This window comes from Dehalogenimonas etheniformans (assembly GCF_014672715.2).
Lineage (GTDB): Bacteria > Chloroflexota > Dehalococcoidia > Dehalococcoidales > Dehalococcoidaceae > Dehalogenimonas > Dehalogenimonas etheniformans.
Genome location: NZ_CP058566.2, coordinates 103,859 through 118,919 on the forward strand (window position 1 = coordinate 103,859; position 15,061 = coordinate 118,919).

A 15,061-nucleotide genomic window follows, 5' to 3' on the forward strand; every position below is an offset into this window, starting at 1 on the left:
GTTTCCTTTCAACGGTCGATTTAGCGCTGGCGAGCCTTTTCCAGGACAAGTACCTCATGGCCGTCCTGCGCATGATGGCTGAATTTTAATCCGATGGCTTTGGCGGCAGGAATGAACGAATCGTAGATGGAGGCGAACTGGCGCTCGGTAACGCCGAAACCCTTGAGAAGTTCCGAGGGGGTTGTGCCGAACCTCTCAAGCACTTTCCTGGGCGGCAGCGAAGTCAACGTGACCTCGGCTTTTTCAAGGCTTGCCTGCTTGGAGATTACTTCGGCGCCCATAGGAAGAACTTCCAGGTCCAGGAAGTGGTCCATTACTTCATTAACCCCTCTGCCTTCCAGATCAGCCCAGGCACCCTCGAATTGTTTACCAAAATAGTTTACGAACTCCTTCAGGGGGATTCCTTTTTCTTTCAAGAACCCGGCAATGGCGGCCATCATCGAGGCGATGCTCATCTGAGCACCATCGAGCAGGATTTCCGTTGAGGCGTTTTTAGTAGCCATCCAATTCTCCTTTTTCACTTCCTCAGAGCCCGAAATTCCCTCTCCGCCCCTAGCAGCCTGGCATGAATTCAAAAAGTCGCTTATTTCCTCATTGATGCTTTTTGAGGCGTGCCCATTTCCATCATGGATTTTTGCATCATGGCTTTGTCCATAACGGCCTGTGACATCTGCCCCAAGCCCAGAATATTGCCTTCGGAGTCCTTGAACCAGGCAGCTTTCTCCGTATCCATACCGGAACCCATGGTGGCAACGCCGTTGATCGTCTTGATGCCCATTGAGGGGATGTCATATTCTTCGAATTTGACGCCCTTGTCCCGGAGGTCCTTCATCTCGGCGTCGATGTCATCCACTTTGAACTCCAGGACGGTGTGGTCGGCCTTGGTAGGCCCTCTCTGATAGAGGTAGATCATGGAGCCCTCGCCAGCCATGAGCATAATGCCCGGAGACGGGTCTTCCATCATCACTTTCAAGCCGAGTTTTTCCACATAGAATTTCCGCGCCCTCTTGATATCAACCGCGGGCAGAACCGCGTACGCTATTTTGTTACCTAGCATGTTGTTACTCTCCCTTCCTTATTTTCCCCGTTGATTCCCCAAATCCCTTTCCGCTGTAGATATGTTTGTGAATTCGAGCTTGTCCTATCGCTCAGAGCCCCTCCCCTCGGGCGCCTGATTACGTCGCCATGAAGAGAATATCGCCGCTGGACGACTAACGTAATTGGTAGATTTACCTAATTTCATCTGTGAAAGGCACTATTTGTTGGCTGGGGGAGTTGGAAAAGAAGAGGGGCATGTTCCTGGAGTTCCTCTTCTTAACGGCCTTCAATTTTGAAGTCTCGTCACATTCAGTCGAGTAGTCCGGATCCAGGTGGTTGTTGGCACCGGCGCTTCCTATCGGAGCCCGGCATCAGCCAAATTCTTCACCCGCTAGCAGATCACTAACTCGCTGTGTTCTCAGGATACTCTGTCATGCCCCGTTTAACAGCATACTCGTAAGCTATACTCAAGGGAATAAGGAAAACTACCTAATTTCAGCTACCAAAACTACGGAAAAAAGGACTTGGGAGGTTACTATTTCAAGTAAGTTTGAGGGGATGCCGGTGAAAAGAAGGAGCCCTTCATGCGAAGGGCTCCTTAAGTAAGCGTTGCAGAGCGTTTAGCCGCCGGCCAGGGCGGGCTTTTCGGCAGTCTCCGCCGGAGGCGGCAGTTCAGGGTGTCTTACATTGAAGATCAGGTCCTCGCCGTCAGCGGACGGTTCGATGACTACGGTGTCGCCGCTGTTGAACTGACCTCGCAGCAGGTCCTCGGACAGATGGTCCTCGATAAGGTTCTGGATGACGCGGCGCAACGGCCGGGCGCCGTAAACCTCATCGTAGCCCTTCTTGCCCAGGACGTCCTTAGCGCCCTCAGTGATCTCGATGGCGATGTTCTTTTCCTTGAGCTGCTTGGTCACCGAAGCAAGCTGCAGGTCGACGATCTGGCGGATCTCGTCCCTGGTCAGGGAGTGGAATACCACCGTCGAGTCGATGCGATTCAAGAACTCCGGCCGGAAACTCTTCTTGACCTCAGCCAGTAGCTTGTCCTTCATCCGCTCGTAGCCGATGTCTTGGGCCTTGGCGGCGTCGGATGTCGTGGTGAAGCCGATGGTGCCGGTGCCCTTCCTGATGAGTTCGGCGCCGATGTTACTGGTCATGATGATAATCGTGTTCCTGAAATCTACCCGGCGGCCCTTGGCGTCGGTCAGGTGGCCGTCGTCGAAGATCTGGAGCAGGATGTTGAAGACATCCGGATGGGCCTTTTCGATCTCATCGAGCAGCACCAGGGAGTAGCCCTTGCGCCTGACTGCTTCGGTGAGCTGTCCGCCTTCTTCATAGCCGACGTAGCCGGGAGGCGCGCCGACCAGCCGGGATACGGCGAACTTCTCCATAAACTCGGACATGTCGATGCGTATCAGGTTGTCCTCAGAGCCGAACATGAACTGGGCCAGAGCCCTGGCCAACTCGGTCTTGCCGACGCCAGTGGGACCCAGGAAGACGAAATTGCCGATGGGACGGCGTGGGTCCTTGAGACCGGCGCGGGCGCGCCTGACGGCCTTGGCGATAGTGACGATGGCCTCGTCCTGGCCGATGATGCGCTTGTGCAGCGCCTCTTCCATGTGCAAGAGCCGCTCGGTCTCGTCGCCGGTGAGCTGAAGCAGGGGTACGCCGGTCCACATGGAAACGACGTCGGCGATGTCCTCCTTGGTGACTTTCGGCTTGGCAGCGCCCTGGACCTGCTGCCACTCCTCTTCCATCTTGCGGCGCTTCTCGGCAATCTGGTATTCGCGCTCGCGGAGTTCGGCTGCGTAGTCGTACTGCTGGGTGGCCAGGGCGGCCTCTTTATCTCGGCGGTAGGAGTCCTCGGCTTTTTTAAGATCTTTCAGCGGCATCGGCTTGGTGCGATGCCGGATGCGGACTCTGGAGGCCGCCTCATCGATAATATCGATGGCCTTGTCCGGCATGAAGCGGTCGGAGATGTAGCGCGAAGCTAGGTTGGCGGCGGCCTCGAGGGCATCGTCGGTGATTTCCAGGCGATGATGCTCCTCGTAGCGGCTGCGGATGCCTTTCAAAATCTCGATGGTATCTTCCAGCGATGGCTCCTCGACGAGGACGGGCTGGAAGCGGCGCTCCAGGGCGGCATCGCGCTCGACGTACTTGCGGTAATCATCGAGGGTGGTGGCGCCTATGACCTGGATCTCGCCGCGGGCCAGGGACGGCTTCAAAATGTTGGCGGCGTCCACTGCGCCTTCGGCGGCGCCGGCGCCGACCATGGTGTGGAACTCATCGATGAAGATGACGATATTGCCGACGGTGCGGAGTTCCTCGAGGATCTTCTTCAAGCGTTCCTCGAACTCGCCGCGATACTTGGTGCCGGCCACAAGGGAGGCGATGTCGAGTGACACCAATCGCTTGCCCTCGAGCGTCTCGGGGACGTCGGAGGAGACGATGCGGTGGGCTAAGCCCTCGACGATGGCCGTCTTGCCGACGCCCGGTTCGCCGATTAAAGCGGGGTTGTTCTTGGTGCGGCGCGATAAAATCTGGATGACCCGCTCGATCTCCTTGACGCGGCCGACGACGGGGTCGAGCTTGCCCGCCCGGGCGGCGGCGGTGAGATCCACCGACACGGCATCAAGGTTAGGTGTCTTGCCGGGGGCTTTGCCCGATTTGATGGCAGCGGGGCCGGTGCGGTTGGCGGCACCCTGTTGCAGGACTTTGGTGATCTCGGCGCGGACGCGGTCGATGGAGATGCCGAAGGAATCGAGCACTCCGGCGGCTACGCCTTCGCCCTCGCGCAGCAGGCCCAGGAGGAGGTGTTCGGTGCCGATATAGTTATGACCAAGGTTGCGGGCTTCGTCGATCGCCAGTTCGATGACCTTCTTGGCGCGGGAGGTGAGGCCGGTTTCGCCGGCGGACGGTTTCTCGCCGCGGCCGATGACGAACTCGACGGCCGATCGGAGCTTGGCCAAGTTAACGTCCAAGTTGACCAGGACGCGGGCGGCAACGCCGTCTTCCTCGCGGACCATGCCCAGGAGGATGTGTTCTGTACCGATATAGTTGTGATTAAGTTGTTGAGCTTCTTCCTGCGCGTAGGTGAGAACGCGGCGGGCGCGCTCGGAGAATTTGTCGAAACGACTAGCCATGACTAACCTCTTAGACGGGGATACTCATTTCATTATAGGCCAAAAAGCGTATCCCGTAAAGCATTTTAGCTTTGAAGCCTCCCTTTGCCCCTCAGCACCAAGCACCAAATCCTAATTTCTAAACCCTAAATAAGTTTTAACATTCCAAATTCAAAGGTCAAAACACTCACGTGGATTCTCGCCTTCCCCGGGGCAAAGCGCGGGAATGAGGGAGTTGATCTCGACGAGACGTTTGGTGCGCATCAAGCCCCACACCTAGGCGGGGCAGGATCAACTGAGAACAGTCTATGGGCTTGTTTGTCTTCGGAGATTCGTTTTTTGTTATTTCGGATAAAGTGTTTTTGTGAAACGAATCATTGGAATTTAGCTTTGGATCAATCGTAAGATTTGTTTTGAAAAACGAACCATAACGACTCCAGTACCAGATAGAAAAAATCGAGCGAGCACTAATAGAGAAACGTCCTTAGACAATAGAGTTGTAGATGGGGCGGCACAGAGGTCCTTCGCTACGCTCAGGACGACAAAGGGGACAACATGGCGGTATTATAGCACAGGTGTACGATGATGTTGTCAAGCGTTTCGTGTCGTTTTTGGTGGAATATTTTTTAAACTCTCAGCCATCAGCGATCAGCCGTCAGTTATAGGACTACGAGGCAAGTTGCCCGATCTGATCGGTGGACTGAGACGATTGCCGATCCCCGATTTCATCGCGGGTCTCGCAAAGACACGCCAGAGGAGAACTTGCGGAGCTCACAAATTCTTATAGTGAGTGTGACTTTGATTGCAGACTTAATTCCCGAAGGCTGTAGAATAGAAAGTGAGGCTTTTGCCAGCCCAGTATTCGGAACAGGGGGGGCCAGATGTCTGAAATCAAAATCAATTGCATGGGGGAGACGTGCCCGATCCCGCTGGTGGAAACCCGAAAGGCGATAAGAAAAGCCCAACCCGGAGATATCATCGAGGTCACCGGCGATCATCCGGCCTCCAAAAAGGAAATCCCGATGGCCGTCCGGGAAATGGGACTGGAACTACTCGAGGTCAAGGATGTAGCCGGGGGCACGTGGACAATCAGGATCAGGCGATGACCACTAAAACCCTGTCAGGAGGTCGATGATGGCCGATAAAATTACCATCGTGTTGCATAGCGGAGACATGGATAAAGTGTACAGCGCCCTTATTATAGCCAACGGAGCCCTGTCCATGGGCATGGAGGCATCGATATTCTTTACCTTCTGGGGCCTTCAGAGGCTCAAGAAGGGCGGCCTCGACAAGGGGCCGTTGTCCAAGATGCACATGTTTGGCTTGGGGAAATGGATGGTGAAAAACCGGATGAAAAAGGTCAACGTCGCCTCCCTGGACAGGATGCTGAACGACTTCAAGGAACTGGGCGGGAAAATCCTGGCCTGCGATATGACCATGGAGATCATGGGGCTAAAGAAAGAGGACATGAGAGAAGACCTGATATCTGATTACTGCGCCGTTGGCACCTTTGTCCTGGAAGCCAAGAATTCGAAAGTCAATCTGTTCATTTAAGGCAGGATATGGAGAATAAATCCGTTTATCTCGACAATGCCGCGGCGACAAGACTCGACGTGCGGGTGCTCGAGGCTATGTCGCCCTATTTCTTTCAGACTTACGCCGTAGCGACATCGGAATTCGCCTACAGCCAGGGGATAGAAGCGAAAGAGGCACTGGACGGCGCCCGCGGGCGGCTGGCCAGTCTATTGGGGGTCAACCCTGAGGAATTCATCTTTACCTCCGGCGACACCGAGTCATCCAACCTGGCCGTGAAAGGCGTCGCCAGGGCGCTGGGCAAGAGCAAGGGGCACCACATAATAATATCGAAAATCGAGGACTTCCCGGTGCTACAGAGCGCCAGGGCGCTTGAAAAAGAGGGATTTTCGGTGACCTACCTCGACGTCGACGGCGTAGGATTCGTCGATCTCAATCAGTTGGAGCAGTCCATCACCGGCGAGACGATCCTGGTATCGGTGCAGCATTCCAACCAGGAAATCGGCACCATCCAGGACATCGAGGCCATCTCCCGAATCTGCAGGAGCCGGAATGTCTTATTTCATTCGGACGCGACCCATTCCTTCAGGCGGCTGCCCATCGACCTGTCCGCTGTCCCGATCGACCTGCTCACGGTGTCCGCCCACACAATCCACGGGCCCAAGGGCATCGGCGGACTGGTGGTGCGTAAAGGCACGACGCTAGCCAAATTGATGGACGGTGGTTTCCAGGAATTCGACCGGCGCCCCGGTCTTGAGAACATCCCGGGCGCAATCGGCTTTGCCAGGGCAGCTGAGCTGGTGGAACAGTCTGAAAATGACCGCCTGAGAGCCATGCGAGACCACGCCATCTCCCGTATATTGAAGGAGATACCGTCGGTGACGCTGAACGGTCCCCCGGTCAAACGCCTGCCCCAGAACGTAAACGTCAGCTTCCACTTCGTCGAAGGCGAATCCATTACCCTACACCTGGATATGCGCGGTTTTGCCGTCAGCACCGGGTCGGCCTGTTTCAGCAGATCGCTCCAGGGCAGCCATGTGATCTACGGCATCGGCGGCGACCATGAACGCGCCCACGGCTCCATCCGGTTGTCGCTTGGACGTTATAATACTATGGAAGAGGTAGATTCGGTGGTAACTGCTTTAGCTGAAGTCATCAGGGAGCTTCGAAAAATCAGCCCGCTCGGTAAATAGGAGAACGACATGCCGAACCTGCCGTATACCGATAAAGTGATGGAGCATTTCAGGCACCCGCGCAACGTGGGGAGAATCGAAAATCCCGACGGCAAAGCCACCGAGGGCAGCCCTGCCTGCGGCGACATGGTGTCGGTGTATATTAAGGTTGACGACCGGACGAAGAGGCTTGCCGACGTAAAATTCGAGTCCTACGGCTGCGCCTCGAACATCGCCACCGGATCGATCATAACAGAGCTGGCGCTGGGCAAAACGCTGGAAGAGGCAAAAAACATCACCTGGCAGGAGGCTTCGGAGGCACTCGGCGGACTGCCCAAGATAAAATCGCACTGCTCGGTCCTGGCGGTGGAGGGACTCCGATCGGCGATCCAGAATTACGAAGAGAGGCACGGCCTGATCACCGAAAAAGAACCGACCACGGTGGAGGGCATCCGGAAACGCTTGAAGAAAGTCATCAACCCTATAAGCGGCCTGGATGTGATGAGGACTAACCTGGTCAAGGATATTACGCTTAATGACGGGTTAGTGACCATCGAGCTCGATTTACCCCAAAACCACCAGTTCGCCCCGGCGATCCAGGAAGAAATACGAGAAAAGATCGAGCCTCTGTGGGATGTGAAAAAGGTAGTCATCAACTACACCGATTGATACACTCTTTGTCTTTCAACTGATGGTATTACGACAGGCGATGCGTCCCGTTATTCCATTGAACGCACGGAAGGTATAATCGGACGCATCTTTTTTATCGGTTTTGAAACAAGCCGGCGCAGCCGGTAATTCAATCTAAAGTAGGTCGAAATGGTTTCCGAAACCACTCCCGGCCTCGAGCGGCGATTGGGATTGTTCCCGGTGGTGCTCAGCGGGCTAGGCGTCACAATCGGGGCAGGCATCTACGTGCTTATCGGGGCTGCGGCCGAAAGTGCCGGCAACGCCGTGTGGCTGTCGTTTGCCCTGGCCGCGGCGGTGGCTTCATTCACCGCAGTGTCCTACGCCCGGCTGGTCCGCCTCAGACCGAAAAACGCCCCGGAATACCAATTCGTCACCCTTGCTTTCAACCGGCGGCTGGGATTCCTAGCCGGCTGGTTGACGACCTGGTCGATGATTATTTCAACGGCGGTGATCTCTCTGGGTTTTGCCGGTTATCTCGAGAACCTGTTCCACGTCCCCCCGATCGCCGGAGCCCTGGGCTTGATGGCCGTAATGACGGTTATTGTTTTTTCGGGCATGAGAAAATCGGTCGCTTTATTGATTGGTCTCACCGTGCCGACGGTACTGGGCCTAGTCGCCGTCATCCTGATCGGGGTCCCGCACATAGGGACATTCAACCTCTTTGAGACGGCATCGGGATTTACAGGGGTTTTCGGCGCCACCGCCCTGGTGTTTTTCGCCCTGCTCGGCTTCGAGACCATGGCCAACCTAGCCGAAGAAATGAAGAAACCTGAGAAAGACCTGCCGAAAGCGATGCTCTTTGTGCTGGCGATCAGCGCTGTATTATATGTCCTGGTGTCGGTGTCAGTGGTCAGCGTCCTGGGATTTTCAGACCTGAGCCTGTCGACGGCTCCCATGGCTGACGTGGCGTCGCGCACCGTGGGGTCTCAGGCGGGGGCGTTCATTGCTGTTTTGTCTCTGACGGCGACCAGCAGCAGCGGGCTGTTCCTGCTGATGTCTTCGTCGCGGGCGGTATGGGCGATGTCCTGCGCCGGGGTGCTGCCGCTGCCTTTTTGTTCAATCAACCAGCAGCGCACTCCCTGGATCGCGATACTGGGGGTCGGGATCCTGGCCAGCCTGTTCGTATTCCTGGAGAACATTGAGGTTGTCGCCCAGGTCACCAACATTGCCGTCCTCCTGGCATTCGCCGGAGTAAATGCCGCGGCCATAAAACTGGCGGACAGAATCGAACCCAACCCGTCCCGACTGATGCAAGCTCGAATCGTACCTGCCCTGGGGCTGGTGCTGAGCGGCTGGTTGGCCCTGAACACCGGGACGATCGCCCTGATATTCGGAGGCGTCCTCACCGCGGTTGGCCTCGTCTATTACAACATTATATTACGAAAACGGGCTGGGACAGCAGACTAGCCCGGTCTTTACTCGATTTAGCCGAAGCCAAAAACCGGTAGCCGGTTTACTTCTGACCGAACGGCAATACCTTCAAAGTCGCCAGGTTCCCGAGGTCGTTCAACTGCAGCCTCGACTGCGACACGGTGTAGAGGACGTCGCCAATGTACAAGCTGCGGGTAATCTCAGCCGGTCCGCCGTAGAAATACATCCCGCTCTTCTGGAAAACGTCGGTCGAATCGTAGTGGGTGACCTTGCCCTTCAAGGCAAAGCCGCTCTTCAGAGTCAGGTTGTAGACGTAGGCGCCCTGGAAAATATACTCGCCCTGCTGATTCTTGGGCTGACCCGGCTTCAACTGGGCTACGGTAACCGGCAGGACCAGAAGTCCCGACTGTTTATCGAACAACAAAGCCTTGTGGTCGTCGCCGACAATGGTCTCGGTGCCTCGATCGCCGATGACTTCCTTGTAAACCTCGATCGGATTGGCGACGTCGCTGACGTCGAACAGAGACAACTTGACGCCCTGGATGGCGGTGTAATAGACGGCGTTTTCGGTATGGATCAGGCCGGCGTCGATGCTGGGATCGACTTCGTGGCCAATGCCGATGAGGTGGGTCTCATCGTACGGCTCCAGATAATCGCTGTAGCCCGGGATCTTCAGTTTGCCGAGGATCTTGGGAGATGCCGGCTGGGAAAGATCGATGACGAAGAGCGGATCGACATGGAGGAAGGTCACCATATAAGCCCGCTTGCCCATGAACCGGACGGCGTAAATGCTTTCACCGGGGGCGACGTCCTCAAGGGCGCCGGCATCCTTCATGGAACTATCGAGAACGTAGATATTGTTAGTGGAGGTGTCGCGGCTGTTCACGTAGCCGCTGATGGTAGTGGCGATGCGGAAGTAGCCGTTGAATTCATCCATGGCGAATTGGTTCAGGATGTGCCCCTTGACCTTGCCGGTGGCGGCGAAGGTGGCGTTACCGCCTTTCAGGGAGAATTTGGTGACGACGGTGTTCTGGGTATTATCGGTGACGACCTCACCGATGCCGGTGTAGGCCGGCCAGGAGGTCTGGGCGACGTACAGGCTGTCCAGTGAGGCGTAAACGTTCTCGCCGCTGCCGGCGATGACGGTCTTGCCGACCTCTCTATTGGCGTCGGTCATCGACATTGACGCAATGGTAAGGAAGCTGGCGGCCTGGACTGGCGGGATGTAGCCTATCTGGTTGTAGCCGGCGATGGGTTGGAAATTGCCGGGCTTGGCATCGCCGACGGTCTCGCGGTAGGCCGGAATAAGGTCCGCAGCCGTGGGTTTGGTCTGGGCGTAACGGGGATAGGAGTTAACCACAAAGTAGACGTCGGCGCCGATCTTGCGTGAGGTCAGGTACGAACCCTCGATATCGATGCTCTTCAATAGTTTGGGATTCGAACGGTCCTTGATATCGTAGAGTTTGACCGATACCAGACCGGACTGAACCGGATAGGGCATGATGGCAATGCCGCCTTTGACATCGGCGGGCAGGATGGTGGGATAACCGGGATCGCCGCCGGTGGAATAAGTCGAACCGAAGACGGCTAGGCGATCTCCGTCGACGAAAAGCTCTCGGGGGGTGAACCCCGTGATGGCAATCTGCGCGATGATCTTGGCGGTGTCCGCCGGAAAAGCCTGGACGATATAAATGGTGCTGCCAGAAACGACGTAGACGTATTTGCCGTCGGTCTTGACGATATCGGCTTCATCCACGCCAGCGACCTGGATATTGGTGCCGGAGTAAGCGGCGTCGCTGGCCGCATTGGCGGCGCCGGCTACGGGCGCCAGAACAGGGGGCATTATTCCTTCTTTAGCGTAGTAGCCGCCTGAATAACCGCGGGCTTGTGCCTGGGTAAACGCGGAAACCAGCGCTTCTTCCGAAGCGAATACGGGTAGCCCCGAGACCGGGTCTTTCACCTCACCCGCCGAACATCCGGGGATAATCAGCATACCTGCAAAAGCCAAAATCGACAGACCAAAAATAGCGATCTTTTTCATAGGGCACTACCTCAAACGGAGTTTCTACACTCTATAACGATGAATATATTCGAAAGATATCCCGCATTTCTGATCTTTTTAAATATCGACGAGGGGAATATCAGAACCGAGGGGCAACCCTGATCCCAATTTTTACGTTATTGTAACGGAGGACAATGAAATGAAGAGTTGGCTCCAGCCCATCCCGGTGTTATTCCTCGCTGTGGTTTTAACGGGCATGGCTACCTTAGGGGCCTGCACCTCGAAAGAACCGGCAACCGAAGGGTTTGCTATTTACCTGACGAAGAACGATATTTCTCCGACAATGCTGCCAGCTATGAACTATATCGGTCTTGCCGATGCGCCACTTATCAGCGGAGATGATATCGTTTCTTATGATGCCAAGACGCATGAGATAAAGCTCAGCGATGAAGCATTTGTCCGGATTACCGAACTCAAGGTGCCGACCACGGGCAAGTCCTTTGTGGTGTGTGTCGACAACCAGATCAAGTACGTCGGCGCTTTCTGGACGCCGATTTCTTCTCAGTCGTTCGACGGCATTACGATCGTAAAGCCCCTCGGGTCAGATAAAAAGGTTATCCAGATCGGGCTGGGATATCCCGGCGCGGGGTTTTTCCAAGGTTACGATACCCGATCCGACCGCAAAATCCTCGACGCTCTGGAGAAAGTGGGTAAGCTGGTCGGATAGTGCGGCTGGCGGGTCGGCACTCACACATAGACTTAAAGGCAACAATATATTGACATTCACTTGCCCGGTTGTATACTCAAAGCAGCATGTTCACCGTGCAAACCCTTGCTGCGGCAACCATTTACCTGTTGGCGCTGATAAATCCCATCAGCAAGGTCTTTTTCCTGGCATCCGCCGAAGACGTTAAGCGCGGCCGCGATCTACTCATCGTTTCGCTAGAATCCTCGGCCGCAGCATTGCTGATACTGGTGGTTTTCATCATCCTTGGCAATATAGTTTTTACTCAGGTTTTCCACGTAGATATCTACTCATTCGAGATACTGGGCGGCATCGTGCTGTTCAGCATGGGATACAGGGCATTGACCAAGGGGGTATTTTACGAGGCGCAGGAAAGCCAACACCTGACTGAACACGCCATCATGCCGCTGGCATCGCCGCTCATTGCCGGGCCAGCCACGATCACCGCCGTCATCGCCCTCACTGCTCAGAATGGCATGCTGCAGACCTCGCTGGCGACGTTTATCGCCATTGCCATCAATTTCGTTTTTATGCTGATCGCGATACCCCTGTTCAATCTATTGAGACACTACAACCTGATCGGCGCTTTGATACGCGTCACCGGGCTGATCGTGTCGATGATCTCGGTGCAGTTGATACTTGAGGGGTTGAGGAGATGGATCGCCACTTTATAGCCGGCCTCAAAAGTAGACCACTGGAACGTAAAGGTCTCTATGCCGAAGGCGGTCAATGAACTCCTGGAAAAGGGATATTTTTACCTGGCGACATTCAAGGGTTTAGAAGGGATCGAAAACGAGGGCATATCCGATAAGAAAATCAGGAATAAGTACCGAAAAATGCTTGAAGTTAAGAGCGAAAAGACCGGAAAATTTCTGAAACTCGAGCGTCCGGCCGATTAAATCTAGATGGCGGCGTAGGGTCGATGAATTGCCTTTTGGGATTTCAAGAGATTGATGCGTTCTATCAAACCATAGAAGATCTGTTTGAGGTTCGCGAGTTCCTCGATAAGTTCCAACGTGGGCGGGTGTTTGAGTTCATCTAAGGAGTCTCGACCGCGGAGATCAAGCGCGGATAACCGGAGTTCTATCTGCTCTATCCGGCAGGCAACCTTGTAAGCCTCGGAAACCAATCGATGCCTATCTTCCATATTCCGCCACCTATCCAATATATATTATAGTACGAATACAATACATTTTGGTTAATAATGTCTATAAAAGTCCTATACATAAAATCTCATAACCTGAATTGGGCATTTTCCATATTTGATAACGCGAGATGACGCCCATTCCGTAACCAAAATTACATATTTGTCCGGTATCACTGTTTGCTAGCTAATGATTTATGAAATGCCGGCTAGATATTTATTGCAAGACGGATTATTTCGATCCGGTTTTTTCTTCCTTGTCCAACCAATCGACAAGAGCCCTTTGTCCGGCTACGTTCACCTCTTGAAAGGTCGGCTGGCGCCCGGTCTCCGAATTGCGGATAAGATGGCTGAAAAAACGGTTGAACAATTCTTCCGGGATTTCAATGGTCAGTTTTTTTATAGTCACCTATTATTCTCCTAATGATTGATAAAGCTGATAGCTAGCCAAAGAGTCTCTACCACAAACAGTCCCTTTCCGATTTGGAACAGGTGGTCGGCGAGCCATTTGGGAAGGAAGATGTCAGTGATCTGGCCATTTTCCGCACCGGCTTTTTCAGCCATGATCCGCAGCGGGCAGGTCCAACGGTTGAAGATGAGTACGACGCCCTCGATCAGATGAGTGCCATAGGTGACGGCCAGTACCCAGGTGAAAGTCGCCGTAGCCGCTGCATAGACGTTGTAGACGAAGCAGGCTAACATCCACCAAAAGGCGATGCTGTGGACGGCTTTAATAATTAAAATACGACGGGCGCGGGTCACAGCCATGATCAGAGGGTTTCTTCCGGTAAATCCTCTTCTCTGGCCTGGGCGGTCAAGCCTTCACGGATCGCCTGCCGGATGTCACGAACGTGGATTAGCTTGAAATCTGGGGAGGGGGATTTGACCCGGGCAGCCGCCGGCACCAGGGCTTTCCTGAACCCCAACCGATCAGCCTCGGCAAGCCGCCGATCGATTTGAGGGACGTTGCGAATCTCGCCGGACAATCCGAGCTCGCCGATAGCCACTAGGTGTGGATCAACCGGAGCATTTTTATAACTCGACGCGATGGCCAGGGCAACAGCCAGATCGGCAGCCGGTTCATCGACGTGCAAGCCGCCGGTGGCAGAGGCAATGACGTCCTGGGTTCCGAGCTTCAAATAAGCCCTCCTCGATAGGACCGCTGTTATGATGAGGAGGCGCCCGAAATCGAGACCATTGGCGGTGCGGCGGGGCTGGCCGAAGCTGGTCATGTTGGTCAGCGCCTGAATTTCAACGAGCAAGGGCCTCGAGCCCTCCAAAACCGGCACCACGGCCGAACCTACGGTATTCTGGCGATCGCGGGAGAGAAAGACCTCCGAGGGGTTCTCGACTTGTCTCAAGCCGTCTTCTTTCATCTCGAAGATACCGACCTCATTGACCGAACCGTAGCGGTTCTTGACCGAGCGCAGGATGCGGTAGCTGGAGAATGGTTCTCCTTCGAGATATAGAACAGTGTCGACGATGTGTTCTAGCAGCCTTGGTCCGGCAATGGCGCCGTCCTTGGTGACGTGCCCGGCGATCATCACCGGAGTTTGCGAAGCCTTAGCCCAGGTGACTAAGCGGGCGGCGCATTCGCGGACCTGAGAAACGCCCCCAGGGGCCATCTCTATGTCCGGGGCGTAGACTGTCTGGATGGAGTCGATAACGACGAGGCCAGGAGATAGCTTGTCCATTTCGGCGATAACAGCGTCGAGGTCGGTTTCGTTCAGGATGTATAACCGGTCGCCATTGATGCCGAGCCGTTTGGCCCGCATCTTGATCTGCGGGCGGGTCTCCTCGCCGGAAACATACAGCACTGGTACTTTGGAGCGTTCTGCCATCTGGGCGCCGACCTGAAGTAGCAGGGTCGACTTTCCGATACCCGGCTCGCCGCCGACGAGCGATAACGACCCTGGCACGAGGCCTCCTCCGAGGACGCGGTTGACCTCTCCCATTTGAAGGGCTATACGCTCGTGACCAGTGATTTCGATCTCGGTAAGAGGTTGCGGGACGTTGGCATTGGTTCGTCGGGACGAGGGCGATTTAACAACAGCCACAGTCTGTTCGAAGAGGGTGTTCCACTCGCCGCAGCCGGGACACTTGCCCTGCCACTTGGCAGACTCCTGGCCGCAGCCGGAACAAACAAAGACGACGCGGGACTTAGGCATGGGAAGACTTTAGCGTATTGAAACTTTGGGCGCAAGGGCGGCCAAACGGCATAGTCCTACCTATCCATTAAGGGAG

16 protein-coding genes are annotated in these 15,061 nt (G+C 55.1%); 8 read left to right on the top strand and 8 right to left on the bottom strand.

Going from position 1 to position 15,061, the window contains the following annotated elements; all coding sequences use genetic code 11:
* Positions 1–20 precede the first annotated feature (20 nt).
* The 3 genes from HX448_RS00560 to HX448_RS00570 all read right to left on the bottom strand — a co-directional run bounded on the left by HX448_RS00560 (position 21) and on the right by HX448_RS00570 (position 4,181).
* The gene (locus tag HX448_RS00560; RefSeq protein WP_102331172.1) at positions 21–503 is read right to left on the bottom strand and encodes a hypothetical protein; all 483 of its coding nucleotides are present in this window, start codon (positions 501–503) and stop codon (positions 21–23) included.
* A gap of 80 nt (positions 504–583) precedes the next feature.
* Positions 584–1,057 carry a VOC family protein gene (locus HX448_RS00565; protein WP_102331173.1) on the bottom strand — a complete coding sequence of 158 codons (474 nt, stop codon included), beginning with the start codon at positions 1,055–1,057 and terminating at the stop codon, positions 584–586.
* Between the two features lie 601 nt (positions 1,058–1,658).
* The gene (locus HX448_RS00570) at positions 1,659–4,181 is read right to left on the bottom strand and encodes an ATP-dependent Clp protease ATP-binding subunit (RefSeq protein ID WP_102331174.1); all 2,523 of its coding nucleotides are present in this window, start codon (positions 4,179–4,181) and stop codon (positions 1,659–1,661) included.
* Between the two features lie 860 nt (positions 4,182–5,041).
* On the opposite strand from HX448_RS00570, the gene HX448_RS00575 reads away from it, so the two are divergent.
* From HX448_RS00575 to HX448_RS00595, 5 genes are all read left to right on the top strand, one after another.
* Positions 5,042–5,266, top strand: coding sequence for a sulfurtransferase TusA family protein (locus HX448_RS00575; RefSeq protein WP_102331175.1), 225 nt, complete (start codon positions 5,042–5,044; stop codon positions 5,264–5,266).
* Between the two features lie 28 nt (positions 5,267–5,294).
* A complete protein-coding gene (locus HX448_RS00580) occupies positions 5,295–5,714 on the top strand; it encodes a DsrE/DsrF/DrsH-like family protein (protein WP_102331176.1) in 420 nt (139 codons plus the stop codon).
* Between the two features lie 8 nt (positions 5,715–5,722).
* Positions 5,723–6,886: a cysteine desulfurase family protein gene (locus tag HX448_RS00585; protein ID WP_102331177.1), complete on the top strand. Its 1,164-nt coding sequence runs from the start codon at positions 5,723–5,725 to the stop codon at positions 6,884–6,886.
* Positions 6,887–6,895: 9 nt separating this feature from the next.
* Positions 6,896–7,534 (top strand): iron-sulfur cluster assembly scaffold protein, encoded by a 639-nt coding sequence (locus tag HX448_RS00590; protein WP_102331178.1) that lies wholly within the window; start codon positions 6,896–6,898, stop codon positions 7,532–7,534.
* A 150-nt stretch (positions 7,535–7,684) separates the two neighbouring features.
* Positions 7,685–8,962 (top strand): APC family permease, encoded by a 1,278-nt coding sequence (locus HX448_RS00595; protein ID WP_102331179.1) that lies wholly within the window; start codon positions 7,685–7,687, stop codon positions 8,960–8,962.
* A 46-nt stretch (positions 8,963–9,008) separates the two neighbouring features.
* Here the strand turns inward: HX448_RS00595 and HX448_RS00600 are convergent, their stop codons facing one another.
* Positions 9,009–10,967 (bottom strand): beta-propeller domain-containing protein, encoded by a 1,959-nt coding sequence (locus tag HX448_RS00600; RefSeq protein ID WP_102331180.1) that lies wholly within the window; start codon positions 10,965–10,967, stop codon positions 9,009–9,011.
* 160 nt (positions 10,968–11,127) lie between these two features.
* Here HX448_RS00600 and HX448_RS00605 point away from each other — a divergent pair, with 160 nt between their 5' ends.
* From HX448_RS00605 to HX448_RS00615, 3 genes are all read left to right on the top strand, one after another.
* Positions 11,128–11,655, top strand: coding sequence for a hypothetical protein (locus HX448_RS00605; protein WP_102331181.1), 528 nt, complete (start codon positions 11,128–11,130; stop codon positions 11,653–11,655).
* 95 nt (positions 11,656–11,750) lie between these two features.
* Positions 11,751–12,347 (top strand): MarC family protein, encoded by a 597-nt coding sequence (locus HX448_RS00610; RefSeq protein ID WP_162485906.1) that lies wholly within the window; start codon positions 11,751–11,753, stop codon positions 12,345–12,347.
* Positions 12,348–12,386: 39 nt separating this feature from the next.
* Entirely contained in the window at positions 12,387–12,572 is a 186-nt protein-coding gene (locus tag HX448_RS00615) for a hypothetical protein (RefSeq protein WP_102331183.1), read from the top strand.
* Between the two features lie 2 nt (positions 12,573–12,574).
* On the opposite strand, the gene HX448_RS00620 is transcribed toward HX448_RS00615, so the two are convergent.
* The 4 genes from HX448_RS00620 to radA all read right to left on the bottom strand — a co-directional run bounded on the left by HX448_RS00620 (position 12,575) and on the right by radA (position 14,985).
* Positions 12,575–12,820 (bottom strand): hypothetical protein, encoded by a 246-nt coding sequence (locus HX448_RS00620; protein WP_102331184.1) that lies wholly within the window; start codon positions 12,818–12,820, stop codon positions 12,575–12,577.
* Between the two features lie 229 nt (positions 12,821–13,049).
* Positions 13,050–13,226: a hypothetical protein gene (locus HX448_RS00625; RefSeq protein ID WP_162485907.1), complete on the bottom strand. Its 177-nt coding sequence runs from the start codon at positions 13,224–13,226 to the stop codon at positions 13,050–13,052.
* Positions 13,227–13,237: 11 nt separating this feature from the next.
* Positions 13,238–13,585 (bottom strand): hypothetical protein, encoded by a 348-nt coding sequence (locus tag HX448_RS00630; protein WP_102331185.1) that lies wholly within the window; start codon positions 13,583–13,585, stop codon positions 13,238–13,240.
* A gap of 2 nt (positions 13,586–13,587) precedes the next feature.
* Positions 13,588–14,985, bottom strand: coding sequence for a DNA repair protein RadA (radA, locus tag HX448_RS00635; protein ID WP_102331186.1), 1,398 nt, complete (start codon positions 14,983–14,985; stop codon positions 13,588–13,590).
* Positions 14,986–15,061 lie beyond the last annotated feature (76 nt).

Excerpts from the sequence above, each read along its gene's own strand:
- HX448_RS00560 (WP_102331172.1), bottom strand. The coding sequence starts at position 503 with ATGGCTACTAAAAACGCCTCAACGGAAATCCTGCTCGATGGTGCTCAG.
- HX448_RS00565 (WP_102331173.1), bottom strand. The coding sequence starts at position 1,057 with ATGCTAGGTAACAAAATAGCGTACGCGGTTCTGCCCGCGGTTGATATC.
- HX448_RS00570 (WP_102331174.1), bottom strand. The coding sequence starts at position 4,181 with ATGGCTAGTCGTTTCGACAAATTCTCCGAGCGCGCCCGCCGCGTTCTC.
- HX448_RS00575 (WP_102331175.1), top strand. The coding sequence starts at position 5,042 with ATGTCTGAAATCAAAATCAATTGCATGGGGGAGACGTGCCCGATCCCG.
- HX448_RS00580 (WP_102331176.1), top strand. The coding sequence starts at position 5,295 with ATGGCCGATAAAATTACCATCGTGTTGCATAGCGGAGACATGGATAAA.
- HX448_RS00585 (WP_102331177.1), top strand. The coding sequence starts at position 5,723 with ATGGAGAATAAATCCGTTTATCTCGACAATGCCGCGGCGACAAGACTC.
- HX448_RS00590 (WP_102331178.1), top strand. The coding sequence starts at position 6,896 with ATGCCGAACCTGCCGTATACCGATAAAGTGATGGAGCATTTCAGGCAC.
- HX448_RS00595 (WP_102331179.1), top strand. The coding sequence starts at position 7,685 with ATGGTTTCCGAAACCACTCCCGGCCTCGAGCGGCGATTGGGATTGTTC.
- HX448_RS00600 (WP_102331180.1), bottom strand. The coding sequence starts at position 10,967 with ATGAAAAAGATCGCTATTTTTGGTCTGTCGATTTTGGCTTTTGCAGGT.
- HX448_RS00605 (WP_102331181.1), top strand. The coding sequence starts at position 11,128 with ATGAAGAGTTGGCTCCAGCCCATCCCGGTGTTATTCCTCGCTGTGGTT.
- HX448_RS00615 (WP_102331183.1), top strand. The coding sequence starts at position 12,387 with ATGCCGAAGGCGGTCAATGAACTCCTGGAAAAGGGATATTTTTACCTG.
- HX448_RS00620 (WP_102331184.1), bottom strand. The coding sequence starts at position 12,820 with ATGGAAGATAGGCATCGATTGGTTTCCGAGGCTTACAAGGTTGCCTGC.
- HX448_RS00630 (WP_102331185.1), bottom strand. The coding sequence starts at position 13,585 with ATGGCTGTGACCCGCGCCCGTCGTATTTTAATTATTAAAGCCGTCCAC.
- radA (WP_102331186.1), bottom strand. The coding sequence starts at position 14,985 with ATGCCTAAGTCCCGCGTCGTCTTTGTTTGTTCCGGCTGCGGCCAGGAG.